The organism is Pseudoduganella albidiflava, assembly GCF_004322755.1.
In the GTDB taxonomy this organism is placed as follows: Bacteria; Pseudomonadota; Gammaproteobacteria; order Burkholderiales; family Burkholderiaceae_D; genus Rugamonas; species Rugamonas albidiflava.
In genome coordinates this window covers 6,814,854-6,839,262 of sequence record NZ_CP036401.1, presented here as the reverse complement: position 1 = coordinate 6,839,262, position 24,409 = coordinate 6,814,854, and the positions used below count along the sequence as shown (strand labels likewise).

The following is a 24,409-nucleotide window of genomic DNA, read 5'->3' as shown; positions in this document are numbered from 1 at the left end:
CTTCAGCGCAGCAGCAGCGCGATCTGCGCGTTCGCGTCCTGCGCCGGGGACAGCGCGAAGCCGCTCTTCGCATAGCGGTGCCAGCGGCCCACCACGAAGGCCACCATCAGGCTCGCGTGGGCGGCGATGTCGCGTTCCTGGTCGCCGCCAGGGCCGGGCGCCGCGGCGGCATCGGCCGCGGCCTGCCGCAAGGCTCCCTTCAATGCCAGTTCCACGCGGTCGTAGAAGCCGTTCATGCGCTGCTGCAGCCGCTCGTCCTCGCCGACCAGCGCGTCGCCGATCAGCACGCGTGTCATGCCCGGATTGTTGGCGGCGAAGTGCAGCAGCATGGCGAGGATGTCGCAGGCCTGCGCCAGGCCGTCATGCTGGCGCTCGGTGATCTGGTTGATCAGGCCGAACACCGAGGTCTCGATGAAGTCGATCAGCCCTTCGAACATCTGCGCCTTGCTGGCGAAATGGCGGTACAGCGCCGCCTCGGACACCTCGAGCCGGCGCGCCAGCGCGGCCGTGGTGATCTTCTCGCCCTTGGGATGCTCGAGCATCGCGGCAAGGGCCTGGAGGATTTGCAGCTTGCGCTGGCCGGACGGTTGGGTTGCCATTATTCGATCACGGTATTGCGGCGCAGGCGGGACAGCCGTGCCGGCAGGTGTTTGACGGATTTTACTTTGACGTCGACCCAGCCGGGGCGGGTGAGGCGCTTGGGCGGATGGGCCGTGCCGATCGGGTCGCCCACCTTCAGGTATTGCGTGACCCATGCGGTGCGCATGCCCAGCGCGTGCGCGGTGCGCAGGTTGGCCAGCGTGTCCTCGACGAGGATGCAGCGGCGCGCGGCGACCTGCTGGCGGCGCATCACCTTGCGCAGCAACAGCTTCGACGGCTTGGGCCGCAACTGGCCGTGCACGCGCATCGATTCGATCGCGATGTGGTGCGAGAAGTGGCGCTGGATGCCGAGGTGGCGCAGCACCATCGTCGAATAGCGGTGCGGCGCGTTGGTCAGCAGCACCTTGCGGCCGGGCAGGCGCCGGAGCACCTGGCCGAGGCCTTTTTCATGGCGGATCATCGACAGCAGGTCGTCCATGCCGTGCGTTTCGGCGAGAAAATGGTCGGCGTCGACGCCATGGTGCTTCACCAATCCCAGCAGGGTGGCGCCGTAGCGCTTCCAGTACAGCGTGCGCGCGGCGTTGACGGCATCGATGTGCGCCGGCGTGGTGCCGTCGCCCAGCACGCGGGCGATGTACGTGTTCATGTTCGCCATGATCGCCGGGAAGATGGCGTGCGACGCGTTGTGCAGCGTGTTGTCGAGGTCGAACAGCCAGACCGGGGCCAAAGGTTTAATATTCACGTCTCTCGGAACTGCAAAGGTAGCCATGCGACGCCAGATTATAGTGATGTTTTGTTGCCTGTTCGTGTTTACCACGGGCCTGGCGTCGCGGGCGATGGCGGCGGATGCGGTTCAGAACCGGGGCGCGCTGTTCCGCGTCGAAGCGGCGCAGGGCAGCCCGGGCCACGTCGCATGGCTGTTCGGCACCATCCACGTGGGCACGAAGAGCTTCTATCCGCTCGAACCGAAGATCACCGCGGCGCTGGAAAACGCCGCCGTGCTGGCGCTGGAAGTCGATCCGCTGGGCAGCCAGGACGCCATCGCCCGCGCGGTGCGCGAATATGGCATGTACCCGTCCGGCCGCGGTCCGGCATCGGCCGACCTGCCCGCCGCATACCGGCCCCGCCTGGAGCGCCTGTTGCGCCAGTACGACGTGCCGCCCGCCTCGGTGGCGCCGATGAAGCCGTGGATGCTGGCCAGCCTGCTGACGGTGCGCGAATTCGAACGGCAGGGTTACCAGACCGACCTGGCCGTGGAGATATGGCTGTCGCAGGGTGCGCGGGCCCGCAAGCAGAAGATCGTCGAACTGGAATCGGTGCAGGCGCAGATGGCCCTGTTCGGACGCATGACCACGGGCGACCAGGCGCTGTTCCTGCAGGAGACGATCGATGCGATCGATGGCAGGGAACAGGCCAGCGACGCGCGCGCCATCGCCACCGCGTGGGCCACGGCCGACCAGGCCGCGCTGGACCGCATCGCCGCCAAGACCGCCACGGACGATACGTTCTCCGGCCGCTTCGTCAGCCGCGTGCTGCTGGACGAGCGCAATCCGCTGCTGGCGGACGGCATCGTGAAACTGCTGGCGCGCGAAAAGCAGAGCGTGGTCGCGATCGGGGTACTGCACCTGGTCGGCAGGAACAGCGTGCCGGAACTGCTGCGGCGGCAGGGCTTGCGGGTGGAGCGGGTGTACTGACGGGGAAGAGCGGGGGAGCGACAAGAACTGCGGAGGGAACGACAGGACTGCGGAGGGAACGACAGGACTGCGGGAGAATGACAGGGAATGGTGCCAAAAGTGGTGCCCTTTACGTGGATTGAACACGTGGCCTCTCCCTTACCAAGGGAGTGCTCTACCACTGAGCTAAAAGGGCATCTTTACCGCACGTGCACAGCATCTGGACGACCGATACTGGCGTTTCGCTGCAAAAAAAGGGCGGCTGTACCGCCCGTTTTTTTTAGTGAGACCGGATCATAGTGCCAAATGCCTGTTCGGTCAACACTTCCAGCAGCAGGCTGTGCTCGATGCGGCCATCGATGATGTGCACCGTGTTGACGCCCGACTTGGCGGCGTCGAGGGCGGACGAGATCTTCGGCAGCATGCCGCCGGAGATCGTGCCGTCGGCGAACATCTCGTCGATCTCGCGGGCCGACAGGTCGGTGACCAGATTGCCGTTCTTGTCCTGCACGCCGGCGATATTGGTCATCATGATCAGCTTTTCAGCCTTCAGGATCTCGGCGATCTTGCCCGCCACGACATCGGCATTGATGTTGTAGGCCTGGCCATCCTGGCCGAAACCGATCGGCGAGATGATGGGGATGAACGCATCGTCCTGCAGCGCCTTGACGACGGCCGGGTTGATCGCGTCGATCTCGCCGACGAAGCCGATGTCCAGGTACTGGCCGGGGTTTTCCTTGTCCGGCATGGCCATCTTGCGTGCGCGGATCAGGCCGCCGTCCTTGCCGGTCAGGCCCACGGCCTGGCCGCCGTAGTGGTTGATCAGCATGACGATGTCCTGCTGGACTTCGCCGCCGAGCACCCACTCGACCACTTCCATCGTTTCCTCGTCGGTGATGCGCATACCCTGCACGAACGTGCCCTGCTTGCCGATCTTCCTCAGCGCATTGTCGATCTGCGGGCCGCCGCCGTGCACCACCACCGGGTTCATGCCGACCAGTTTCAGCAGGATCACGTCGCGCGCGAAGCCATGCTTCAGGCGCTCATCGGTCATGGCGTTGCCGCCGTATTTGATGACGATGGTCTTGCCATGAAAATTGCGGATGTAGGGCAGCGCCTCCGCGAGGATCTGCGCCTTGATTGCCGGGGAAACGGCGGCGAGGTCATCGGCTGGCACATCCAGGTTCAAATTCGACAGTTGGCTCATGGCGGGTCCGGTAAAGAGTGTGGAACGATTTTACAGCGAAGCGGTCAGGAAGGCCGCATGCCACCGGCCTGTAACGGCCGGCAACGAAGATTTTGACGCGCATTATAGAGCCAAATCCGCATCAAATAAGTTGTCATTCCCGATACGATCGATTAGCCTCGGCACGATGAGCACCTGCGAGCGCTGCGGCGCCACTTTTCACTGCGCGATGGCGGATAACCAGGCCAGTAGCGAGGCCGGCGGCGATGAGGCGCCGTGCTGGTGCACGCATCTGCCGCCCGTCGTTCCGGTTCCGCGACAGGAAGGGGCAAAGGAAGGGCAAACCGCCACGGCGGCCGTGGGCTGCTGGTGCCCGGACTGCCTGAAGGCGCATATCGCGGCGCTGCGGCGGTAAAAAGCAATGCGGCGATAACGCGGCCCGGCTTGTCGGGCGCTCAGCCACCGCGCACCGTCGCGAAGAAGCGCATCATTTCGCGGCTCGCGTCCGGCCCCTTGCCGTCGGTATAGCTGCCGGCCGGGCTGCCTCCCGACCAGGCATGGCCGGCACCGTGGATCACCCAGTGCTCGGCCAGCGGCGACCCGTCGTGCAGCCAGTGCTTGGTGCGGGTGTATGCATGGCCGTCCGGCACGCGCCCGGCCAGGCGCGACGGCAGCGCCTTCGTCCCCAGTGGGTGGCTGCGCAAGCCCTGCGCCATCAGCTCCTCGCCGTTGGCGGGATGGACGGTCGTATCCTGGTCGCCGTGGAACACGATGATCGGCAGGCCGGCGCTTTTCACCGCGCGGGCACTGGCGCCGCGCTTCATCGCCGACAGTGCCGACGGCAGGTCGCGCGCCGCCGCGAACGGCAGCCCCGAATGCACGCCCACGGCGGCGAACAGTTCCGGATACAGGGTGCCGACGATGACGGCCATCGCGCCGCCGGCGGACATGCCGGCAACGTACACCTGGCCCGGTGCGACCGGATAGGTATTGATGATGTCGCGCGCGATGCCGGCGATGATCGACGGCTCGCCCTGGCCGTGCTTCTGGTCGAGTGCACTGAACCAGTTCCAGCAGCGCGAACTGTTCGCATCCCCCGACTGCGCCGGATACACGACGAAGCAGCGCCGCTCCTCGGCCACCGCGTTCATTCGCGTGCCGGCGGCGAAATCGTCCGGGTCCTGCGCACAGCCGTGCAGCATCACCACCAGTGGCAAGGCCTGGCCTTTCCAGCAGGACGGAACATACAGCTTGTAGGAACGGCTGCCCGCCTCGTTGGCATAAATGCCGCTCATGAAGTGGGCTCCCGGCGGCAGCCTTGCGGGGGCGGTCGGTGTATCGAAGACCGCGTCGGGCAAGTCGATCCCGGGCCGCCCGGAGGTGGCACGGGTGGACGCGGCGTGCGCCTTTGTGGACTGGGCCGCGGTGGGCGGCGCTGTAGTGGGCGATGTAGTGGACTGGTTACGGGACGGCGGCGTGTGTGCCGCCCTGGACGATCCGGCCAGGCTGCTGCCGAACAGCAGCCTGACCGTCTTTCGCATCTGCTTGAGCCAATGATGACCTTCGTTCATGCTGTTCCCCGGGGCTGTGGAGGCGTAGGTTGGTAACGGGCCAGCCGTGCGGGCGAAGTATTCATCGAGATCGATTCATCGGGATCGATTCATCGAGATCGAATCATCGGGATCGAATCATCGGGATCGAATACCAATCGTTGCGCGCCGTGCTGCGTCTCCTCTGCGCTCCGTGCGGTCCACGGGCCTTTTTTGGTCCAGTATAGCCAAATTCGCCAATCCGGGGTGCCGCACTGTATCGGCTAGAATACAGCCTCGCCAGAACGCTACCGCATCATGAAAACTGTTTTGCCGGAACATGTCACGCCCGTCCCGTCGCCCTGCGTCAGCCTGTGCAAGATGAACCGGGACACCGGCTTTTGCGAGGGCTGCCTGCGCACGATCGAAGAGATCGTGGCGTGGGGGCGTGCCGACGACGACTACAAGCGCGCCGTGTGGGCGCAGCTGCGTTTGCGCGAGCAGACGATCGATTTCGACTGACGTCCGGCAGCTGTCCGGAAAACGATGATGACCTTACCCGACTCCATCCGCGTGTTCGAACGCGGCTGGCTCTCCGCCAACAACGTGCTGCTGGTCGGCCGCCATGACACGGCGCTGATCGACAGCGGCTATGTGACGCACGCGCCGCAAACGCTCGAGCTGGTACGCCACGCGCTGCCGGGCCGCCGGCTCGACAGGCTGTTCACCACGCACCTGCATTCCGACCACTGCGGCGGCAACGCGCTGCTGCAGGCGCACTTCGGCTGCGATACGTTCGTGCCGGCTGCCGAGGAAGCCAAGGTGCGCCACTGGGACGAAGATGCGCTGACGTTCCGCGCCACCGGCCAGCAATGCCCGCGCTTCACGATCGACGGCGTGATCCGGCCCGGCGACGTGCTGGCGGTGGGCGACCTCGAATGGCACGTGCTGGGCGCACCCGGCCACCATGCGCATTCGCTGATCTGGTACTGCCCCGCGCACAGGATCCTGGTGTCGGCGGACGCGCTGTGGCAGAACGGCTTCGGCGTGATCTTTCCCGAGCTGGAAGGCGAGGAGGGCTTCGCCGAGGCGGGCGCCACACTGGACCTGATCGCATCGCTGGACGTGCGCCTCGTGATTCCCGGCCATGGCGCCATGTTCGAGGACGTGGAGGCATCGCTGGCGCGGGCGAGGCGGCGGCTCGATTTCCTGTCGTCGAAGCCGGCCCACAACGCCGAATACGCGGTGAAGGTACTGCTGAAATTCCTGCTGCTGGAGCGGCAGCGCATTCCCGTGGCCGGCGTGCAGGCGCTGCTGGCATCGATCCCGCTGGTGGTGGAAACCAACCAGCGGCACTTGCACAAGTCGGAAGAAGAACTCGCCGCCTGGGCCGTCAAGCAGCTGGTCCGGGGCCTGGCGGCGAAGGTCGAGGGCGACGACCTGGTGAACGTATAACGGCCGAGCAGTGGTAGAGCGTTACGTCTAGAATTCGCACGATCGTACTTTTATAAGTCTATAATCGTTTGATTCGATCCATCCCATCAACTTCATCAACAGCGAGTCGACCATGGCCTTGCCTCCCGTGCTGCAAAACCTGTCCCTTCCCGTGATTGCATCGCCGATGTTCATCGCCAGTGGCCCCGAACTGGTGGCGGCGCAGTGCAAGGCCGGCATCGTCGGTTCGTTCCCGGCCCTCAACGCCCGGCCGGCCGAGCTGCTCGACACGTGGCTGACCGACCTGCAGCGCGAACTGGCCGAGTTCCAGGCGGCCAATCCGGACAAGAAAGTGGGCCCGATCGCCGTCAACCAGATCGTGCACCAGTCGAACGACCGCCTCGCCCACGATGTGGAAGTGTGCGTGAAGCACCAGGTGCCGATCATCATCTCGTCGCTGCGCGCGCCGCCCAAGGAAATGCTCGACGCGATCCACAGCTATGGCGGCATCGTGCTGCACGACGTGATCTCGATCCGCCATGCGCAGAAAGCGCTGGAAGCGGGCGTCGATGGCCTGATCCTGGTGGCGGCCGGCGCCGGCGGCCATGCCGGCACGCTGTCGCCGTTCGCGCTGGTCGGCGAGGTGCGCAAGTTCTTCGATGGTCCGATCGCGCTGTCCGGCTCGATCGCCACCGGCGATGCGATCCTGGCCGCGCAGGCGATGGGCGCCGATTTCGCGTACATCGGTTCGCGCTGGCTGGCCACCCGGGAATCGAACGTGACGGAAGCGTACCGCGAGGCGATCGTGGAATCGTCGGCGGCCGATGTCGTCTACACGAACCTGTTCACGGGCGTGCACGGCAATTACCTGAAAAAATCGATCGTGGCCGCCGGCCTCGATCCGGAAGCGCTGCCCGAATCGGACAAGACCAAGATGAGCTTCGGCTCCGGTACCGCCAAGGCATGGCGCGACATCTGGGGCGCCGGGCAGGGCGTGGGATTGATGGAAGACGTGCCGACCACCGCGGAGATGGTGGCGCGGCTGAAGGCGGAGTACGACGCGGCGCGCAAGCGGCTGGCGCTGTAATCAAAAAAAGGGGCCGCCGGCCTAATGCCGTTCAGTTAGTCCACCCCAAGTGCAAATTCCGGGGTCAGACCCGGCGGGTCTGACCCCAGCCCTTTGCTGTTGGGGTGAACGCATGCGCTTCCAATGTGCCGGATGACGCTTAACTTAACAGCATCGGGCCACCGGCCCCTTTTGCTTTACTTCGCCGCCACCGGCGCCAGCGTTTCGTGCTGCGAGGTGGTGCGCTGCGGTGCCTTGTGCACCATCGTGTAGGCGTAGTCGACGCCCATGCCGTACGCGCCCGAGTGTTCCTTGACGATCTTCATCACGGCATCGTACGAATCGCGGTGCGCCCAGTCGCGCTGCCATTCCAGCAGCACCTGCTGCCAGGTCACCGGCACCACGCCGGCCTGGATCATGCGCTGCATGGCCATGTCGTGCGCTTCCTTCGAGGTACCGCCCGAAGCGTCGGACACCATGTAGATCTCGTAGTCGCCTTCCAGCATCGCGCACAGGGCGAACGTGGTGTTGCACACTTCCGTCCACAGGCCCGCCACGACCACTTTCTTGCGGCCGTTCTTCGCCAGCGCGTCGCGTACTTTCTGGTCGTCCCACGAATTCATCGAGGTACGTTCCAGGATGTCCTGGCCGGGGAACACGTCCAGCAGTTCGGGATAGGTGTGGCCCGAGAAGCTCAGCGTTTCAACGGTGGTGATGGTGGCCGGGATATTGAACACCTTGGCGGCTTTCGCCAGGCCGACGGTGTTGTTTTTCAGGACCTGGCGGTCGATCGACTGCACGCCGAAAGCCATCTGCGGCTGGTGGTCGATGAAGATGATCTGGCTGTTCTGCGGCGTCAGGACTTCCAGTTTCGGGTTGTTGGCGTTATTCGTCATGATGGGCACCTCGGGTGGGTTGTCAGTGGCGAAAATGGTATGCCAGACAACCCGCCGTGCCCATTGGCCTTATGTGGGAGAGCTTGCCGCCCCGATCAAGGGTGTCACTTCGACAAATCGGCGTTGTCGAGCGCCCACAGGCCGGGCAGGTTGCGCCAGTAGTTGTACGCATCCATGCCGTAGCCGACCACGAAACGGTTCGGGATCACCAGGCCGACCAGGTCGGGTTTCACGGGCTTGGTCTTGCCGATCGCCTTGTCCGCGAACACGACGATGACCACTTCCCTGGCGCCCATGTCCAGCAGGCGCTGCTTTACGTGCGCCAGCGTTTCACCTTCGTCGAGGATGTCGTCGACGACGATCACGGTGCGGCCCTCGACATTCGAGCGGGGCACCACCTTCCACACGACTTCGCCGCCGCGGTCTTCGTCGCCGTAGCGGCTCACGTGGATATAGTCGAATTCGAGCGGGAAGGTGAGCTGTGGCAGCAGGTTGCCGGTGAAGACGACGGCACCGCCCATCACGCCGAGCACGAGCGGAAATTCCTCGAGCTGGTTGAAGCGCGCGTTCAAGTCGTCGGCCACCTGGCGCACGGCGTCGGACACCTGCTGGGCGGTAAAGATTTCCTCGGCGTTGTCCAGCAGCGCACGGGCCCGTTGATGATGAAATTCTTGCATGACGTGGAAAGTTGCGTTGAAAAATGCGCCAATTATCCGCGATAACGATGCGCTTGTCCGGTCCCGTTTCAACCGGACTGGCAAGATATCGGCAGCTTATCGGCTGGGTATCTGCCGGGCGCCGGCAGAGTATTGGCAATGTGTTTACAAAGGATCGGCGGGGGCGTTCGCCGGGCAGCGGCTGCAGGCTGGCAGCGGCCGCCGGCCACTGCCGACTCACCTCAACTGTAGTCGCGCCGGTCGTCGATTACTTTACCGTCGTTGGGCAGGCTGCCACGCTGCACGAACAGGATCTCGCCGCGCAGCTTCGTCACATCGCGCAGGGTGGCCACGATGGCCGCGCCATCGCCGGCGCTTGCCGGATCGTCCACTTCGCACTGCAAGGTCATCGTCTCGTTCGCGATCGTGCCCGTCACCACCAGCCGCGCTTTCGCCACGCCATGGCGGCGCGCGATATCGTGTACCTGCGAAGGATGCACGAACATGGCCCGCACCTTGGTGGTCTGGTCGGCGCGGCCCAGCCAGCCGCGGATGCGCGCATTGGTGCGGCCGCATGGCGACGGTGCCGCGTTGGTGAGCAGTGCGGACAGGTCGCCGGTGGCGAAGCGGATCAGCGGATAGTCCGGGTTGAACACGGTGAGCACCACTTCGCCCACCTCGCCGGGCGGCACCGGTTCGCCGGTGCCGGGCCGGACGATTTCAAGGATCACGTCCTCGTCCAGCACCATGCCGGGATCGAGCACGCCGGCGGTGCGCGTCTCGTACGCGATGCTGCCGGCATCGGCGGAAGCATAGGCCTGGCACACGTGCGCAACGCCGTGCTCGGCGAACCACTTGCGCAGCGATTCGGGCAGCGCCTCGGCCGACACCAGGGCATGCGCCAGGCTCGATACGTCGGCCCCCGTTTCCGCGGCCTTTTCGAGGATGAGCTTGAGGAACGATGGCGTGCCCACATACGTATCGGGCCGCAGTGCCGCGATGGACTGCACCTGCAATTCCGTCTGGCCGCTGCCGGCCGGGATCACGGTGCAGCCGATCCGCGCGGCGCCGCTCTCGACCATGAACGCGGCCGGCGTGAAGTGGTAGGAAAAGCAGTTCTGCAGCAGTCCGCCGGCGCGCACGCCGGCCGCGTACATGGGCCGCGCGAAGCGCCACCAGTCGGCGCTGCGGCCCTCGGCATCGAAGATCGGCCCGGGCGACATGTAGATGCGCGACAGCGCGCGCGGCGCGGTGCTGGTCAGTCCGCCGAACGGGCTGTCCTGCCGCTGCAAGTCCTTCAGCTGCGACTTGCGCGTGACGGGCAACTGCGCCAGCGCGGCGCGATGATCGATCGCGTCGGCTTCCACGCCGTGCAGGATGCGCGCCCAGCCAGGAGCGGACTGCGCCTGCGACAGCAGCGCCGGCAAGCGCCGCATCAGGTCGCGCTCGCGGTCCTGTGGATCGCGGATTTCAAGGTCGTCCAGCGTGGCGCGGGACAAGAGCGTATTCATGGACCGCCTTCCGTGATGTCCTTCTGCAGCTTTTTCGTCAGCTTGCCGAAAATGATTTCGTGCGCACGCCTGAGCAGCGCGGCCGCTTCCTCGTCCGATACCGCTTTCAGGTCGTCGATCTGCACCCATTTCGCCCGCGCCAGGTAGGGCGCCGGGATGAAGCCTGGCCGGTCCGTCAGCGCCAGGAAGGCATCGTCGTCGACCTTGAAACTGATGCGGCCGGCCTTCGGATCGGTGTGCGTGGCTGCAAACATCTTGCCTCCCACCGAGAAGACCAGGCTCGATTCCCATTTCACATCCTGCGTGGCGCCGGGCAGCCCGGCACACAGTTTCTTTGCCTTGTTCAGGTTCATGACAGCCACCGCTTGCGCCGCTTGTAGAATTTCTGGTCGCGGAAGCTGCGCCGGCCCGCGCCGGACACGCCCAGGTAGAATTCCTTCACGTCCTCGTTGGCCGCCAGTTCCGCGGCATCGCCTTCCATCACCACGCGGCCGTTTTCCAGGATGTAGCCGAAGTCCGCGTAGCGCAGCGCCACCATGGTGTTCTGTTCGGCCAGCAGGAAGGACACGCCCTCGTTCGTGTTGAGGTCCTTCACGATGCCGAAGATTTCCTCGACGATCTGCGGCGCGATGCCCATCGATGGCTCGTCCAGCAGGATCATGGTCGGCTTGGCCATCAATGCCCGGCCGATCGCGCACATCTGCTGCTCGCCGCCCGAGGTGTAGCCGGCCTGGCTGGTGCGCCGCTCCTTCAGCCTGGGAAAGTAGTGATAGACCCGCTCCAGCGCCTCGCGCAGCTCGGCACGCGACAGCTTGCGCGTGTAGGCGCCGGTCAGCAGGTTTTCCTCGATCGTCAGGTGGCCGAAGCAGTGGCGGCCTTCCATCACCTGCGCCAGGCCGCGCGTGACCAGCGCGTTCGGCGTCAGCTGGTCCACGCGCTCGCCGTTGAAGCGCACTTCGCCCTTCGTCACGTCGCCCCGTTCGCCGCGCAGCAGCGTGGAAATGGTCTTCAGCGTGGTGGACTTGCCGGCGCCATTGGCGCCCAGCAGCGCCACGATGGCACCTTGCGGCACTTCCAGCGACACGCCTTTCAGCACCAGGATCACATGGTCGTAGATGACTTCGATATTGTTGACCGACAGCGTGCTCATGGCATGCAGGCCGGCTTCAGGTTTTTCTCGGCCGCGTACTTGTTCGACGATTCGTCGATCAGCTTCTTCACCAGCGCGCGGTCGCCCACGATCCAGTTCGGCGTGATGGCGTTCCACTTCTTGCCATCCCATTGCTGCACCTTCACGGCACCGGAACCTTCGTGGTCTTCGCAGCTGGTCTTCACGGTGGGGAACATGTTCGCCGCGCCCACCGCCTTCTGCCGCGCCGCGTCGATGTTCAGGTGTTCCAGGCCCCAGCGCATCTGCTCGCCGGTGACGGGCTTGCCCTTGCCGAATTTTTCCTGCGCGGTGCGCATCGCCTCGACGAACAGGATGCCGGCGGTCACGCCGCGCATGTGGTACACGGAACCGATGCGGGCCTGGTCGGACAGGTTGCCCTTGCCGGCCTTGTACAGCTTCGTACGGATTTCATCGAGCACCGGGTAATTGCCGGGGGTGTTGAACGACATCGCCGTGTAGCCCTTGGCGGCGTCGCCGGACGGCACGGTATCCTCCTCGGAGCCGGCCCACCACACGCCGAGGATCTTCTCGCGCGGGAAGCCGTTGCGCTGCGCGGTCTTGATCGCCACCGAATTCATCACGCCCCAGCCCCACAGGATCACGTGGTCGGGCCGCGCCTGCCGGATCTGCAGCCATTGCGCCTGCTGCTCGCTGCCGGGCGGCGCCACCGGGATCTTCACCAGTTCGAAGCCCTGCTGTTTCGCCAGCGCTTCCAGTACCGGCAAGGGTTCCTTGCCGAACGCGGAGTCGTGGTACAGGTGCACGATCTTCTTGCCCTTCAGCGAGCCGCCGTTCTTGTCGGCCAGGTATTTCACCATCGCGGCGGCCTGGCTCCAGTAGCTGGAAATGAGCGGGAATACGTAGGGGAATACCTTGCCGTTGGCCGCATCCGAGCGGCCGTAGCCCAGCATCGTCATCGGGATCTTGTCCTGCGGGATGCGGTCGAGGATGCCGTAGGCGATGCTGGTCGACAGCGGCTCGACCAGCGTGGCGCCGCCGCGCTGGGTTTTCAGGCGCTCGTAGCATTCCACGCCGCGCGACGGGTTGTATTCCGTCTCGCATTCCTGCCAGGCGATCTTGACGCCGTTGACGCCGCCCGCCGCGTTGACGAGCGAAAAATAGTCGATGATGCCGCCATAGAAGCCGGAGCCTCCCGAGGCGTACGGCCCGACGCGGTAGGAGGGCAGCGCCACGAACTGCTCCTGCGCGAAGGCAGGTGCGACGGTGGCAGCGAGCACTGCGCCGACGACGATCGAATGCAACAGCTTCATGATGGTCTCCTTTGGATTATTTTTAATGGGGGAACGGCCACAGGCGCAGCTTCTCCTTGCCGATCTGCCACAGGCGCGCCAGGCCATGCGGTTCCACGATCAGGAAGAAGATGATCAATGCGCCGAACACCATCAGTTCGAGGTTCGACGCCACGCTGGTGGGCAGCGCGAGGCCGTGCGCGGCGATGTTCAGGAACACCGGCAGCAGCACGATGAAGGCCGCGCCCAGGAACGAGCCGAGGATCGATCCCACGCCGCCGATGATGATCATGAACAGGATGCGGAACGACAGGTCAAGGCTGTAGGCTTCCGGCTCCACCGTGCCCAGGTAGGCAAACGCATACAGCGCGCCGGCCACGCCGCAATAGAACGAGCTGACGGCGAACGCCAGCAGTTTGGTGCGCATCGGGCGGATGCCGATCACCTCGGCCGCCATGTCCATGTCCCGCACCGCCATCCACGAGCGGCCCACGTTGGAGCGCACCAGGTTCTTGGCCAGCAGCGCCATCAGCGCCACCACCAGCAGTACCAGCACGTACTTGCGCTGCGGCGTGTCGAACACGTAGCCCATGATCTCGATGCGCTGCGCGGTGATCACGCCGGAAGCGCTGCCGCCGGTCAGCCATGAAATCTTCGTCAGGCACCAGATCACGAAGAATTGCGTGGCCAGCGTGGCGGCGGCAAGGTAGAACCCGCGGATGCGCAGCGACGGCAGGCCGAAGGCGATGCCGACGAGGGCCGCGCACAGGCCGCCCAGCACGAAGGCAAGCAGCATCGGGATGCCGGGGATGCGCGCCACGAAATTCCACGACGCGAACGCACCGACCGCCATGAACGCGGCGGTGCCCAGCGACAGCTGGCCGGCATAGCCGGTGAGGATGTTCAGGCCCAGCGCGGCCAGCGCGAAGATCAGGAAGGGAATCAGGATCGCCGACAGCATATAAGGGGAGGCAAGGAACGGCACCGCCAGCGCGGCGATGGCCAGCGTGGCGATCAGTGCGATGCGGTCCTGCCGTATCGGCAGCAGCTGGCCGTCGGCTTCGTAGGTGGTGCGGAATTGCCCGGCTTCGCGGTAGAACATGTCAGATCCTCCGGATGATCTTTTCGCCGAACAGCCCTTCCGGCCGCACCAGCAGGAACAGCAGCGCCAGCACGTAAGGGAACCAGCCCTCGATGCCGCCGCCGACCAGCGGGCCGATGTACACCTCGGCCATCTTCTCGGAAGCACCGATGATCAGGCCGCCGACGATCGCACCGGGTACCGACGTGAAGCCGCCCAGGATCAGCACCGGCAGGGCCTTCAGGGCGATGAATGTCAGGGCGAACTGCACGCCGTTGCGCGCACCCCACAGCAAGCCCGCCACCAGCGCCACCACGCCGGCCACGGCCCACAGGATCGCCCAGATGCGCTGCAGCGGGATGCCCACGGCGAGGGCGGCCTGGTGATCGTCCGCCACGGCGCGCAGGGCGCGGCCGACCTTGGTTTTCGCGAACAGCAGCGCCAGCACGGCAACCAGCACGCCGCAGATGATGGCGGCGATCACGTCGAACTGCGACACCACGATGTTGAAGCGGTCCAGCAGCGATTGCAGCGGCACGTCCTCGATCGGCAGCGGCAGCTGGTGTACCTGCGAGCCCCACAGCAGCTGCGCCAGGCCTTCGAGGAAAAAGGCCAGGCCGATGGTGGCCATGAACAGCGTGATCTCCGGCTGGTTCACCAGCGGGCGCAGCACCACCCGCTCGATGGCGATGCCGAGGAGGATCATCGCCACCGCCGTGCAGGGGATGGCCAGCCACAGCGACATGCCGAACTTGTCCATCAGGCCCACGCAGGTCAGCGCGGCGAAGAACACCATCGCGCCCTGGGCGAAGTTGAAGACACCGGACGCTTTGTAGATCAGCACGAAACCGATGGCCACCAGCGCATACATCACGCCCGACAGCAGGCCGCCGATCAGGACCTCGAAGAAGAAATTAATGTCCATGGCCGCCTTCCGCGCCCTCTGCACCATCGGCCGCTGTTCCAAGGTAGGCCTTGATCACTTCCGGATTGCCGCGCACCTCGTCCGGCGTGCCATCGCCGATCTTGCGGCCGTAATCGAGCACCACCACCCGGTCCGAGATATCCATCACCACCCCCATGTCGTGCTCGATCAGCACGATCGTCGTGCCGAACTGGTCGTTCACGTCGAGGATGAAGCGGCACATGTCCTGCTTTTCCTCCACGTTCATGCCGGCCATCGGTTCGTCCAGCAGCAGGATTTCCGGTTCGGCGGCCAGCGCGCGGGCCAGTTCGACCCGTTTCTGCAGGCCGTACGGCAGGCGGCCGACGGGGGTCTTGCGGATGTGCTGGATCTCGAGGAAGTCGATGATTTCCTCGGCCTTGCGGCGGTGGGCGATTTCCTCGCGCCGCGCCGGGCCCCAGTACAGCGCCTGCAGCAGGAAATTCGACTTCATCTTGAGGTTACGGCCGGTCATCACGTTGTCCAGCACCGTCATGCCCTTGAACAGTGCGATGTTCTGGAACGTGCGCGCGATGCCCGACTTTGCCGCCGCATGGCAATCCATGTTGCGCCGGTGCTGGCCGCGAAACACGATTTCCCCCTTCTGCGGCCGGTACACGCCGTTGATCACGTTCAGCATCGAGCTCTTGCCGGCGCCGTTCGGGCCGATGATCGCGCGGATCTCGTGCTGGCGCACGTCGAACGAGATGTCGGTCAGTGCCTTCACGCCGCCGAACGACAGCGAGATATTGCGCAGGTCCAGGATCACGGGGCCGATGTCCCGGCGGGGCTGGAACAGCGTGTCGGGTTCGTTCATCAGCATCGGTGCTTCTCCATTACGCCGCGCGCCGCACATCGGGCGGCAACACGCGGCTGTCGGCAATGCGCAGGTCGGCCGCCACGATGCCGCTGCGGCCATCCTCGAACTTCACCTGCGTTTCAATGTACTGCGAGGCGCGGCCCCCATACAGCGCCTCGATGAGCACGCGGTATTTTTCGGCGACGAACTTGCGGCGCACCTTGCGAGTGCGGGTCAGTTCATCGTCGTCCGGGTCGAGCTCCTTGTGCAGCACGAGGAAGCGGTGGATCTGCGTGGCGCTCATGGCCGCATCGGCGGCCAGGTCGGCGTTGACCTTTTCCACGCATTCCGTCATCAACGCATACACCTGCGGGTGGGCGGCCAGGTCGGCATAGCCGGAGTAGGCGATGTTGCGCCGTTCGGCCCAGTTGCCCACCGCGTCCATGTCGATATTGAGGAAGGCGCATACGGTATCGCGCCCATGGCCGAAGGCGACCGCTTCCTTGATGAACGGGAAGAACTTCAGCTTGTTCTCGATATAGTTCGGGGCGAAGATCGCGCCGCCGTTCAGGCGCCCCACGTCCGCCGCGCGGTCGATGATCTTCAGGTGGCCGTCCGCGTCGAAGATGCCGGCATCGCCGGTGTGGAACCAGCCTTGTGGATCGATCGCCTCCATGGTGGCATCGGGCCGCTTGAAGTAGCAGCTCATCAGCGTGGGCGACTTGACCAGCACTTCGCCATTGTCGGCCAGCTTCACGTCCACGCCCGGCGCGGCCATGCCGACGCTGTCGAACTTGATCTGGCCATCCGGCTGCAGGCAGATGTAGGCGCAGGTTTCGGTGGAGCCGTAGAACTGCTTCAGGTTGATGCCGATCGAGCGGTAGAAGCGGAACAGGTCGGGGCCGATCGCGGCGCCGGCCGTATATGCCACCCGCACCCTGGACAGGCCCAGCACGTTTTTCAGCGGGCCGTACACGAGCAGGTCGCCCAGCGCGTAGCGCAACCGGTCCGCCGCCGGGACCGGGCGGCCGTCGAGGATGTCGGCGCCCACGCGGCGCGCCACTTCCATGAAATGATGGAACATCCGGCGTTTCAATGTGCCCGCATCTTCCATGCGGATCATCACCTGCGTCAGCATGCCTTCGAAGATGCGCGGCGGGGCGAAATAATAGGTGGGGCCGATTTCACGCAGGTCGATCGTCACCGTTTCCGCCGACTCCGGGCAATTCACGGTGAAGCCCGCCACGAGTGCCTGGGCAAAGGAAAACAGGCAATCGCCGACCCACGCCATCGGCAGGTAGGACAGCACGTTTTCACTGTCGGTCAGCCGTTCGAAACCGGTGCCGCCGGCGCCGGCGGCGATCAGTGCCGCATGCGTCTGGCAAACGCCCTTCGGCTTGCCGGTGGTGCCGGAGGTGTACAGGATCACCGCGTTGTCCGATCCGCGGCCCGCTTCCACGGCGGCATCGAAACCGCCCGGGTTGGCCTGGTCCCACGCGCGGCCCGCTTCCTGCAGGCGCGCGAAGGACACCAGCTCGCGCTGGCGGTAGTGGCGCATGCCGCGCTCGTCGTCGTAGGCGATGTGCTCGATGCCGCCGTATTCGGCCTTCAGCTCGAACAGCTTGTCGACCTGTTCCTGGTCTTCCACGATCGCATAGCGGATCTCGGCGTTGTCCAGCACGTAAGCCATGTCCGCCGCCGGCGCATCCTGGTACAGCGGCACGGCTACGCCGCCCAGGCATTGCGCGGCCAGCATCGCCCAGTAAAGGCGCGGCCGGTTGTCGCCGATGATGGCCAGGTTCATGCCGCGCGTGAAACCAAGCGCGGCAAGGCCGCAGGCCAGGGCGCGTACTTCGTCGCCCGCCTGGGCCCATGTCCAGGCCTGCCAGATGCCCAGGTACTTTTCCCGGTAGGCGCACTTGTGCGGCCGGGTTCGCCCGTGTTCCAGCAGCAGGCGGGGGAATGTCTCCGGTATTGCGTCCATCAGTATCTCCCATTCGGATGCAGGGTGCGAGACGCGCTTTTTATGCAATGATATTAACTGCGATGCCTGCCCGGCGGTTGTCGTTTCAAAGACAATCGCCGCCACTTTCGATGGTGCGTTGCAATATGGGGCGCATCATGAACACGGCACGAATACAGCATGAATACAGCATAAAGGACAGCGTGGACATTCCCAGCCTGAAAGAAGCACTGCGCGGCGCCCTGTGGGCGCAGGCGCTGACGCCCGAGCAGATGGCGCGCGTGGAGGCCACCACGTTCGAGGTCTTCGTGCCGAAAGGCGGCTTCGTGTGCCACAAGGGGGAACTGGTCGACAACTGGATCGGCATCATTGCCGGCATGGTGAAGATGAACAATTTCTCGCCGTCCGGCAAGAGCGTCACCTTTACCGGCGTGCCGCCCGGCGGCTGGTTCGGCGAAGGTTCGCTGCTCAAGGACGAGCGCCGCAAGTACGATGCGATGGCGCTGCGCGACAGCCGCATCGCCCGCATGCCAGCCGACACCTTCCACTGGCTGCTGGAGACCAGCCTGCCGTTCACGCGCTTCCTGCTGATGCAGCTGAACGAACGGCTGGGCCAGTTCATCGGCATGGTCGAACACGAGCGGCTGCTCGATCCCGATACCCGGGTGGCGCGCTGCCTGGCCTCGCTGTTCAACACCCACCTGTATCCCGGCAGCCAGCGGCTGGTGCAGATCTCGCAGGAAGAAGTGGGGCTGTTGTCCGGCGCGTCGCGCCAGCGGGCCAACCAGGCCCTGCAGGTGCTGGAGCGGGAAGGGCTGTTGCGCGTGGATTACGGCGGCATCCGCATCCTCGACCTGGAGGGGCTCAGGAGCTTCGAGGCGCATGCCTGAACGCCACTGTGCCTGCGGGGTCCCGGCCATGCTGACCCGCTGGTGTCCCAGCCGTGTTGTAAACGATTCGCGTTCTGTGTTAGTGCCTTAACAAATGGCAGCTCCTTCCTGCTTTAGCCTGTCTCGGACACGGTGAATCAGGAGCTTTTCATGTTACAGCTGAGCAGAAAACAAGCAGGGTGGGCGGCAGTGGCAGGGGCCCTGGCGGCCGCCTACATGGTGGTCCGGACCAAGACGAAACAGGCCGAGGCGGAGAATCCCCCGGCCGGCCAGTTCGTGACCGTCGACGGGGTGAAGCTGCATTACCTGCAGCGGGGCGCTGGCCCCGTGGTCGTGCTGTTGCACGGCAATGGCGCCACGTCGCAGGATTTCGAACTGTCCGGCCTGATCGACATGCTGGCGCGCGACCATACGGTGATCGCCTTCGACCGCCCGGGCTTCGGCTACAGCGACCGGCCACGCAGCACGATCTGGACGCCGGCCGAGCAGGCCACGTTGCTGGCCGGGGCCCTGAAGACCTTGCAGGTCGACCAGGCCATCGTGCTGGGCCATTCCTGGGGCACGCTGGTGGCGCTGGCGATGGCGGTCGACAATCCCGCGCTCGTGCGCGGCCTCGTGCTGATGGGCGGCTATTACTACCCGAGTCCGCGCGCGGATGCGGTGCTGATGTCCGGTCCGGCGATCCCCGTGGTGGGCGACGTGATGCGCTTCACGGTGTCGCCGCTGCTGTCGCGCCTGCTGTGGCCGGGCCTCGTCAAGAAGATGTTCAGCCCCCGGCCGGTGGCCGACAGTTTCCAGCGCTGGCCCAAGTGGCTGTCGCTGCGGCCTTCGCAACTGCGTGCGGCCAGTGCCGAGACCGTGCTGATGATTCCGGGTGCCGCCAGCCTGCGCCATCGCTATCCCGAGATCACGATGCCGGTCACGATCTTCTCCGGCGATGGCGACAAGATGGTCAACCACGAACACAATGCCGAGCGGCTGCACCGCGAACTGCTGCAAAGCCAGCTGCATACGGTGCAGGACGCCGGCCACATGCTGCATTACGTGGCGCAGGACGAGATCGTGCGCGCGGTGCGCGATATCGCCGAGGGCCGCCCGCGCATGGACTTCCAGCAGACCACGCATCCGCTGGACGTGGACAACGAGCAGCCGAGGGTGCTGCACTGATGAGCGGCTGCGCGGTATCATTCGGCCACGTGTCTTTCGCATGTGCCACCGATACCCATCATGTCCACCATCGCTGCTTCCACCATCGCTGATTCCACCATCGCCGACCGCCTGGCCGCGCTGCGCCAGGCCATGCGACACCACGGCGTCGATGCCGTCGTGGTGCCGTCGTCCGATCCGCACCTGTCCGAGTACCTGCCGCCGCGCTGGAAAGGGCGCGAATGGCTGTCCGGCTTCACGGGATCGGTCGGCACCTTCATCGCCACGCAGGATGTCGCCGGCGTGTGGACCGATGGCCGCTACTGGACGCAGGCTGAAAGCGAACTGGCCGGCACCGGCATCGCGCTGATGAAGATCTCGTCCGGCGCCAGCACGGAATACGTGAACTGGCTGGCGGCCACCATGGCCGCCGGGCAGGTCGTCGCGGTCGACGGCGCCGTGCTGGGCCTGGCCATCGCCCGGCTCCTGCAGGCGGCGCTCGATGCGAAGGGCGTCACGCTGCGCACCGATGCGGACTTGCTCGACGAGGTGTGGCGCGACCGGCCCGGCTTGCCGCACGATCCCGTGTACGAGCACGCAGCGCCGTATGCCGTCACGCCGCGCACGGAAAAACTGGCCGCGCTGCACGCGGCGATGCGCGAGCAGGGCGCCGACCGCCACCTGGTTTCCACGCTGGACGACATCGCCTACCTGTTCAACCTGCGCGGATCGGACGTGAACTTCAACCCTGTCTTCGTCGCGCATGCGCTGGTGGGGCTGGACCACGCCACGCTGTTCGTGGACGACGGCAAGGTCAAGCCATCGCTGGCGGCGAAGCTGACGGCCGACGGCATCACCGTCGCGCCGTATGCGCGCGCCACCGCCGCGCTGGCCGAACTGCCGCCAGGTACCGTGCTGCTGCTCGACCCGCGCCGCATCACGCACGGCACGCGGCAGGCGGTGCCCGGTCACGTGAAAGTGGTGGAAGCGATCAACCCCAGCACGTTCGCCAAGTCGCGCAAGACCGAGGCGGAAGCCGCGCACGTGCGCGCCACGATGGAGCAGGATGGCGCGGCGCTGTGCGAATTCTTCGCCTGGCTGGAGGATGCGCTGGCACGCCGCCACGAAGCGCCGCTGGATGAAGTGGACATCGACCGCCACATCACGGCTGCCCGGGCGCGCCGGCCGGGCTTCGTCAGCCCCAGTTTCGGCACCATCGCCGGGTTCCGGGCCAATGGCGCGATCATGCATTACCGCGCCATCGAAGGGCAATGCGCCGTCATCGAGGGCGATGGCCTGCTGCTGATCGATTCCGGCGGCCAGTACATCGGCGGCACCACCGACATCGCGCGCGTGGTGCCGGTGGGCGACATCACGGCCGAACACCGGCGCGACTTCACGCTGGTGCTGAAGGGGATGATGGCATTGTCCGCCACCCGTTTCCCGCGCGGCACGAAGGCGCCGCTGCTCGATGCCATCGCGCGTGCGCCGATCTGGTCGGCCGGCATCGACTTCGGCCACGGCACCGGCCACGGCGTGGGGTTCTTCCTCAACGTGCACGAAGGACCGCATGCCATCACGCCTTCGATGATGCCGGAGCCGCATACGGCGATGGAACCGGGCATGATCACGTCGATCGAACCGGGCATCTACCGGCCCGGCAAATGGGGCATCCGCATTGAAAACCTGGTGCTGAACCGGGCCGACGGCACCACCGAGTTCGGCGAGTTCCTGCGCTTTGAAACGCTGACGCTGTGCCCGATCGACACGCGCTGCATCGACCGCGCACTGCTGCGCGACGACGAAATCGCGTGGCTGAACGATTACCATGCCACCGTGCGCGAGCGCCTGGCACCGCTGGTGAGCGGTGCCGCCCTCGCATGGCTCAATGAAAGGACCAAGGCACTATGAGTTCCCGTTCCACCAGGGCATCCAACGCGATCGACCGGCTCAAGCAGCGCAGCGGCAATCCGGGCTGGTCGATGTCGATCACCGGCAGCGGCCACTTCTTCCTGACCGAGGGGCCGGGCAAGCCGCCGCTGTGCCCGCCGATGGAGCTCGACGAATTCGTCGCCTTCGTCAATGCGCAGGGGCCGCAGACGCCGAAGCGCATCAGCAAGAACGATGTCGAATTCGAAAAACAGCTGGTGAAGAAGCCGCCCAAGGCCTGACATGACGCGCGACCTGCTGGGGGCCTACTGGACGTCCGCCGAACTGGTGACGAACGGCGTCATCTTCCTCAACCTGCTGGGCGCGCTGCTGCTCGGCATGCTGGTCGGCTACGAGCGCTCGTACCATGGCCGCGCCGCCGGCATGCGCACCTATGGACTGGTGTGCATGGCATCGGCCGCGCTGACGGTGATCGGCGGCTATCCCGAGCACTGGTTCGGCGGCCAGATGACCGCGCTGGTGGGCACCGATCCCACCCGCGTGATCCAGGGCATCGTCACCGGCATCGGCTTCCTGGGCGCCGGCGTCATCATGCGCGAGGGATTCAACATCAGCGGGCTGACCACGGCGGCATCGATCTGGGCATCGTCGGTGATCGGCATCCTGGTCGGCGTGGGCTTCTATGCGGCGGCGATGGGGCTGTCGCTGCTGTCGGCCGTGGTGATGATCTACCTGTCGAAGATCGAAGCGTGGTTGCCGTCGCGGCACGCGATCGCGATCACGCTGCGCTTCAAGCCGGGCTACGAACCGCAGGAAGAACGGCTGCGCGCGATGGCGAACGAGCGCGGCTACGAGATCGCCGGCGGTTCGCTGATGATCGCGCTGCAAGGGGGGCGGATGGAGTGGCGCTTCGTTGCGCTGGCCCACAGCAAGCGCAGCGGCGCCCCGCTTGGCAAGCTGGCGGAGGAGATGGCGCACTACGAAGGCGTGGAAGGGTTCCAGATCACGCATGCCCGCAACTGAAAAAAATTTCGTGAGACCGGGGGCAGACCCAGATGCTGCTTGGGTAAGCTCACCCCAAGTGCAAATTCCGGGGTCAGACCCGACGGGTCTGACCCCAGCCCTTCGCTGTTGGGGTGCATGCATGCACGTCCAATGCATTCAAAAACGGTCACAGGCTCCGATTTTTCTGAAACAGCCTGGCGCTTCACATCGAGGACAACAATGCTCGTCACATCGCAAGACGTACTGGATTTCTGGTTCCTGCCGATCGGCGTGAAGGGCCATAACACGCAGCGGCCGGAATGGTTCCGCAAGGATGATGCGTTCGATCGCCAGGTGTTCGCCGAGTTTGGCGATGCCGTGGAAGATGCGCTGGCGGGCGGCCTGCGGCAGTGGGACGACGAAGGCACCCAGGGTGCGCTGGCGCGCATCCTCGTGCTGGACCAGTTCACGCGCAATATCTACCGCGGCACGCCGAAGGCGTTCGCCGGCGATACGCTGGCGCTGGAAGCGGCGCTGGCGATCGACAACTCGGGCGCCAACCAGACGTTGCCCCCAGTGCAGCGCGCGTTTTCGTACATGCCGTTCGAACATGCCGAGAACCTGTCGATGCAGGACCGCTCGGTGATCCTGTTCGACAAGCTCGCGGCATCGGCCACGGGCTTCGAAAGCATGCTCGATTTCGCGAAACGCCATCGCGACGTGATCCGCAAGTTCGGCCGCTTCCCGCACCGCAACGCGATCCTGGGCCGCACGTCGACGCCGGAAGAAGTGGAATTCCTGCAAACGCCGGGATCGGGATTCTGATGCGCACGCTGGCCATCGTCGGCGCCGGGCACGTTGGCCGCACGCTGGGGCGCCTGTGGCAGGCGGCCGGCGTGTTCGACATCGCCGGCGTGCTGGCCCGTTCGCCCGCCTCCGCGCAGCGCGGCGTGGACTTCATCGGTGCCGGTGTTCCCGTCGCGCAGCCTGCCGACCTGCCTGCGGCCGACATCTACCTGCTGGCCGTGACGGATGACCAGATCGTGCCCGCCTGTGCGGCACTTGCGGCCACGCGGCCGCTGCAGGGCGCCATCGTGTTCCACTGCAGTGGCGCGCTGGCTTCCGGCACGCTCGAGGCGGCGCGGCAGGGCGGCGCGCTGCTCGCCAGCGTGCACCCGGTGCGCAGTTTCGCCGACCCGGCTGCCGTGGTGGCCGCGTTTGCCGGCACGTTCTGCGGCACGGAGGGCGATGCCGCGGCACTGGCCGTGCTGGTGCCGGCGCTGGAAGCGATCGGCGCGCGGCCCGTGGCGATCGATCCGGCGGCCAAGACCGTCTACCATGCCGCGGCGGTCTTCGCGAGCAATTACCTGGTCACCGTGCTCGATGCCGCGCTGCGTGCCTACCAGGCGGCTGGCATCCCCGCGGACGTGGCGCGCGAGCTGGCGCAGCCGCTGGCGCAGGAATCGCTGTCGAATGTCTTCCGGATGGGCGCGGCCGAGGCACTGTCCGGCCCCATCGCGCGGGGCGATTACGCGACCGTGCAGCGGCAGCAGGCCGCCGTGTCGGCGTGGGACGCCGATACCGGCACCCTGTATGGCGCACTGGTGCCGCCGACTGCCGCGTTGGCTGCTCGCAAGCATCGATAACCGCCAGTTAATCTTGTCCGCTTGACGTCAAAGCGTTGCGCCCGAGCAAAAAAACTGTCACGATCATCGACAAAATTGGCGCGAGGCAATAAGCT

Annotated in this window: 26 protein-coding genes and 1 tRNA gene; 12 read left to right on the top strand and 15 right to left on the bottom strand. The window is 65.5% G+C overall.

From position 1 onward, the window contains the following. Positions 1–2: 2 nt before the first annotated feature. Together slmA and EYF70_RS28400 are read right to left on the bottom strand one after the other, a co-directional pair. A complete protein-coding gene (slmA, locus tag EYF70_RS28405; RefSeq protein WP_131148364.1) occupies positions 3–599 on the bottom strand; it encodes a nucleoid occlusion factor SlmA in 597 nt (198 codons plus the stop codon). Further along, the gene (locus EYF70_RS28400) at positions 599–1,369 is read right to left on the bottom strand and encodes a pyrimidine 5'-nucleotidase (RefSeq protein WP_131148363.1); all 771 of its coding nucleotides are present in this window, start codon (positions 1,367–1,369) and stop codon (positions 599–601) included. Before EYF70_RS28400 ends, slmA begins: the two co-directional genes overlap by 1 nt. Before the next feature lie 19 nt (positions 1,370–1,388). Between EYF70_RS28400 and EYF70_RS28395 the strand changes: the two genes are divergently transcribed. Beyond that, positions 1,389–2,294, top strand: a complete 906-nt coding sequence (locus EYF70_RS28395) for a TraB/GumN family protein (protein ID WP_131148362.1) — start codon at positions 1,389–1,391, stop codon at positions 2,292–2,294. 100 nt (positions 2,295–2,394) lie between these two features. On the opposite strand, the gene EYF70_RS28390 is transcribed toward EYF70_RS28395, so the two are convergent. Beyond that, positions 2,395–2,469 (bottom strand) — tRNA-Thr (locus tag EYF70_RS28390). 84 nt (positions 2,470–2,553) lie between these two features. After that, positions 2,554–3,480, bottom strand: coding sequence for an acetylglutamate kinase (gene argB, locus EYF70_RS28385; RefSeq protein WP_131148361.1), 927 nt, complete (start codon positions 3,478–3,480; stop codon positions 2,554–2,556). Here argB and EYF70_RS31970 point away from each other — a divergent pair. Next, the gene (locus tag EYF70_RS31970; RefSeq protein ID WP_307722090.1) at positions 3,479–3,874 is read left to right on the top strand and encodes a cysteine-rich CWC family protein; all 396 of its coding nucleotides are present in this window, start codon (positions 3,479–3,481) and stop codon (positions 3,872–3,874) included. The genes argB and EYF70_RS31970 overlap by 2 nt on opposite strands. 40 nt (positions 3,875–3,914) lie before the next feature. On the opposite strand, the gene EYF70_RS28375 is transcribed toward EYF70_RS31970, so the two are convergent. After that, the gene (locus tag EYF70_RS28375; protein WP_131148360.1) at positions 3,915–5,030 is read right to left on the bottom strand and encodes an extracellular catalytic domain type 1 short-chain-length polyhydroxyalkanoate depolymerase; all 1,116 of its coding nucleotides are present in this window, start codon (positions 5,028–5,030) and stop codon (positions 3,915–3,917) included. 276 nt (positions 5,031–5,306) lie between these two features. Here EYF70_RS28375 and EYF70_RS28370 point away from each other — a divergent pair, with 276 nt between their 5' ends. The 3 genes from EYF70_RS28370 (at position 5,307) to EYF70_RS28360 (ending at position 7,509) form a co-directional block, all read left to right on the top strand. Then, complete coding sequence (locus EYF70_RS28370; protein WP_131148359.1) at positions 5,307–5,510, top strand: DUF1289 domain-containing protein; 204 nt, start codon at positions 5,307–5,309, stop codon at positions 5,508–5,510. A 24-nt stretch (positions 5,511–5,534) separates the two neighbouring features. Next, complete coding sequence (locus EYF70_RS28365) at positions 5,535–6,443, top strand: MBL fold metallo-hydrolase (RefSeq protein WP_131148358.1); 909 nt, start codon at positions 5,535–5,537, stop codon at positions 6,441–6,443. Between the two features lie 112 nt (positions 6,444–6,555). Further along, entirely contained in the window at positions 6,556–7,509 is a 954-nt protein-coding gene (locus EYF70_RS28360; RefSeq protein WP_131148357.1) for an NAD(P)H-dependent flavin oxidoreductase, read from the top strand. Positions 7,510–7,685: 176 nt separating this feature from the next. On the opposite strand, the gene EYF70_RS28355 is transcribed toward EYF70_RS28360, so the two are convergent. From EYF70_RS28355 to EYF70_RS28310, 10 genes are all read right to left on the bottom strand, one after another. Next, positions 7,686–8,384 (bottom strand): hydrolase, encoded by a 699-nt coding sequence (locus EYF70_RS28355; protein WP_131148356.1) that lies wholly within the window; start codon positions 8,382–8,384, stop codon positions 7,686–7,688. 104 nt (positions 8,385–8,488) lie between these two features. Continuing rightward, positions 8,489–9,061: a hypoxanthine-guanine phosphoribosyltransferase gene (locus tag EYF70_RS28350; protein ID WP_131148355.1), complete on the bottom strand. Its 573-nt coding sequence runs from the start codon at positions 9,059–9,061 to the stop codon at positions 8,489–8,491. 221 nt (positions 9,062–9,282) lie between these two features. Beyond that, entirely contained in the window at positions 9,283–10,551 is a 1,269-nt protein-coding gene (locus EYF70_RS28345; protein ID WP_131148354.1) for a phenylacetate--CoA ligase family protein, read from the bottom strand. Further along, positions 10,548–10,904 carry an MmcQ/YjbR family DNA-binding protein gene (locus EYF70_RS28340; RefSeq protein WP_131148353.1) on the bottom strand — a complete coding sequence of 119 codons (357 nt, stop codon included), beginning with the start codon at positions 10,902–10,904 and terminating at the stop codon, positions 10,548–10,550. Before EYF70_RS28340 ends, EYF70_RS28345 begins: the two co-directional genes overlap by 4 nt. Further along, positions 10,901–11,701, bottom strand: a complete 801-nt coding sequence (locus tag EYF70_RS28335; protein WP_131148352.1) for an ABC transporter ATP-binding protein — start codon at positions 11,699–11,701, stop codon at positions 10,901–10,903. Before EYF70_RS28335 ends, EYF70_RS28340 begins: the two co-directional genes overlap by 4 nt. Beyond that, on the bottom strand, positions 11,698–12,993 hold the full coding sequence (locus EYF70_RS28330) for an ABC transporter substrate-binding protein (protein WP_131148351.1): 1,296 nt from the start codon (positions 12,991–12,993) through the stop codon (positions 11,698–11,700). Before EYF70_RS28330 ends, EYF70_RS28335 begins: the two co-directional genes overlap by 4 nt. 22 nt (positions 12,994–13,015) lie before the next feature. Next, a complete protein-coding gene (locus EYF70_RS28325) occupies positions 13,016–14,074 on the bottom strand; it encodes a branched-chain amino acid ABC transporter permease (protein WP_131148350.1) in 1,059 nt (352 codons plus the stop codon). Position 14,075: 1 nt separating this feature from the next. Then, complete coding sequence (locus EYF70_RS28320) at positions 14,076–14,972, bottom strand: branched-chain amino acid ABC transporter permease (protein ID WP_174800463.1); 897 nt, start codon at positions 14,970–14,972, stop codon at positions 14,076–14,078. Continuing rightward, positions 14,968–15,819 carry an ABC transporter ATP-binding protein gene (locus EYF70_RS28315; RefSeq protein ID WP_131148348.1) on the bottom strand — a complete coding sequence of 284 codons (852 nt, stop codon included), beginning with the start codon at positions 15,817–15,819 and terminating at the stop codon, positions 14,968–14,970. The genes EYF70_RS28320 and EYF70_RS28315 overlap by 5 nt, the downstream gene beginning before the upstream one ends. Before the next feature lie 13 nt (positions 15,820–15,832). After that, positions 15,833–17,779, bottom strand: a complete 1,947-nt coding sequence (locus tag EYF70_RS28310) for an AMP-binding protein (protein WP_131148347.1) — start codon at positions 17,777–17,779, stop codon at positions 15,833–15,835. Positions 17,780–17,916: 137 nt separating this feature from the next. On the opposite strand from EYF70_RS28310, the gene EYF70_RS28305 reads away from it, so the two are divergent. From EYF70_RS28305 to EYF70_RS28275, 7 genes are all read left to right on the top strand, one after another. After that, a complete protein-coding gene (locus EYF70_RS28305; RefSeq protein WP_371861690.1) occupies positions 17,917–18,648 on the top strand; it encodes a Crp/Fnr family transcriptional regulator in 732 nt (243 codons plus the stop codon). A 150-nt stretch (positions 18,649–18,798) separates the two neighbouring features. Further along, positions 18,799–19,815 (top strand): alpha/beta fold hydrolase, encoded by a 1,017-nt coding sequence (locus tag EYF70_RS28300; protein WP_131148346.1) that lies wholly within the window; start codon positions 18,799–18,801, stop codon positions 19,813–19,815. 60 nt (positions 19,816–19,875) lie between these two features. Beyond that, entirely contained in the window at positions 19,876–21,705 is a 1,830-nt protein-coding gene (locus tag EYF70_RS28295) for an aminopeptidase P family protein (RefSeq protein WP_174800435.1), read from the top strand. Continuing rightward, positions 21,702–21,965: a hypothetical protein gene (locus EYF70_RS28290; RefSeq protein ID WP_131148345.1), complete on the top strand. Its 264-nt coding sequence runs from the start codon at positions 21,702–21,704 to the stop codon at positions 21,963–21,965. The genes EYF70_RS28295 and EYF70_RS28290 overlap by 4 nt, the downstream gene beginning before the upstream one ends. 1 nt (position 21,966) lies before the next feature. Next, positions 21,967–22,707, top strand: coding sequence for an MgtC/SapB family protein (locus EYF70_RS28285; protein ID WP_131148344.1), 741 nt, complete (start codon positions 21,967–21,969; stop codon positions 22,705–22,707). 201 nt (positions 22,708–22,908) lie between these two features. Next, the gene (locus tag EYF70_RS28280; RefSeq protein WP_131148343.1) at positions 22,909–23,493 is read left to right on the top strand and encodes a DUF924 family protein; all 585 of its coding nucleotides are present in this window, start codon (positions 22,909–22,911) and stop codon (positions 23,491–23,493) included. Then, positions 23,493–24,314 carry a Rossmann-like and DUF2520 domain-containing protein gene (locus tag EYF70_RS28275; RefSeq protein ID WP_131148342.1) on the top strand — a complete coding sequence of 274 codons (822 nt, stop codon included), beginning with the start codon at positions 23,493–23,495 and terminating at the stop codon, positions 24,312–24,314. The genes EYF70_RS28280 and EYF70_RS28275 overlap by 1 nt, the downstream gene beginning before the upstream one ends. Positions 24,315–24,409 lie beyond the last annotated feature (95 nt).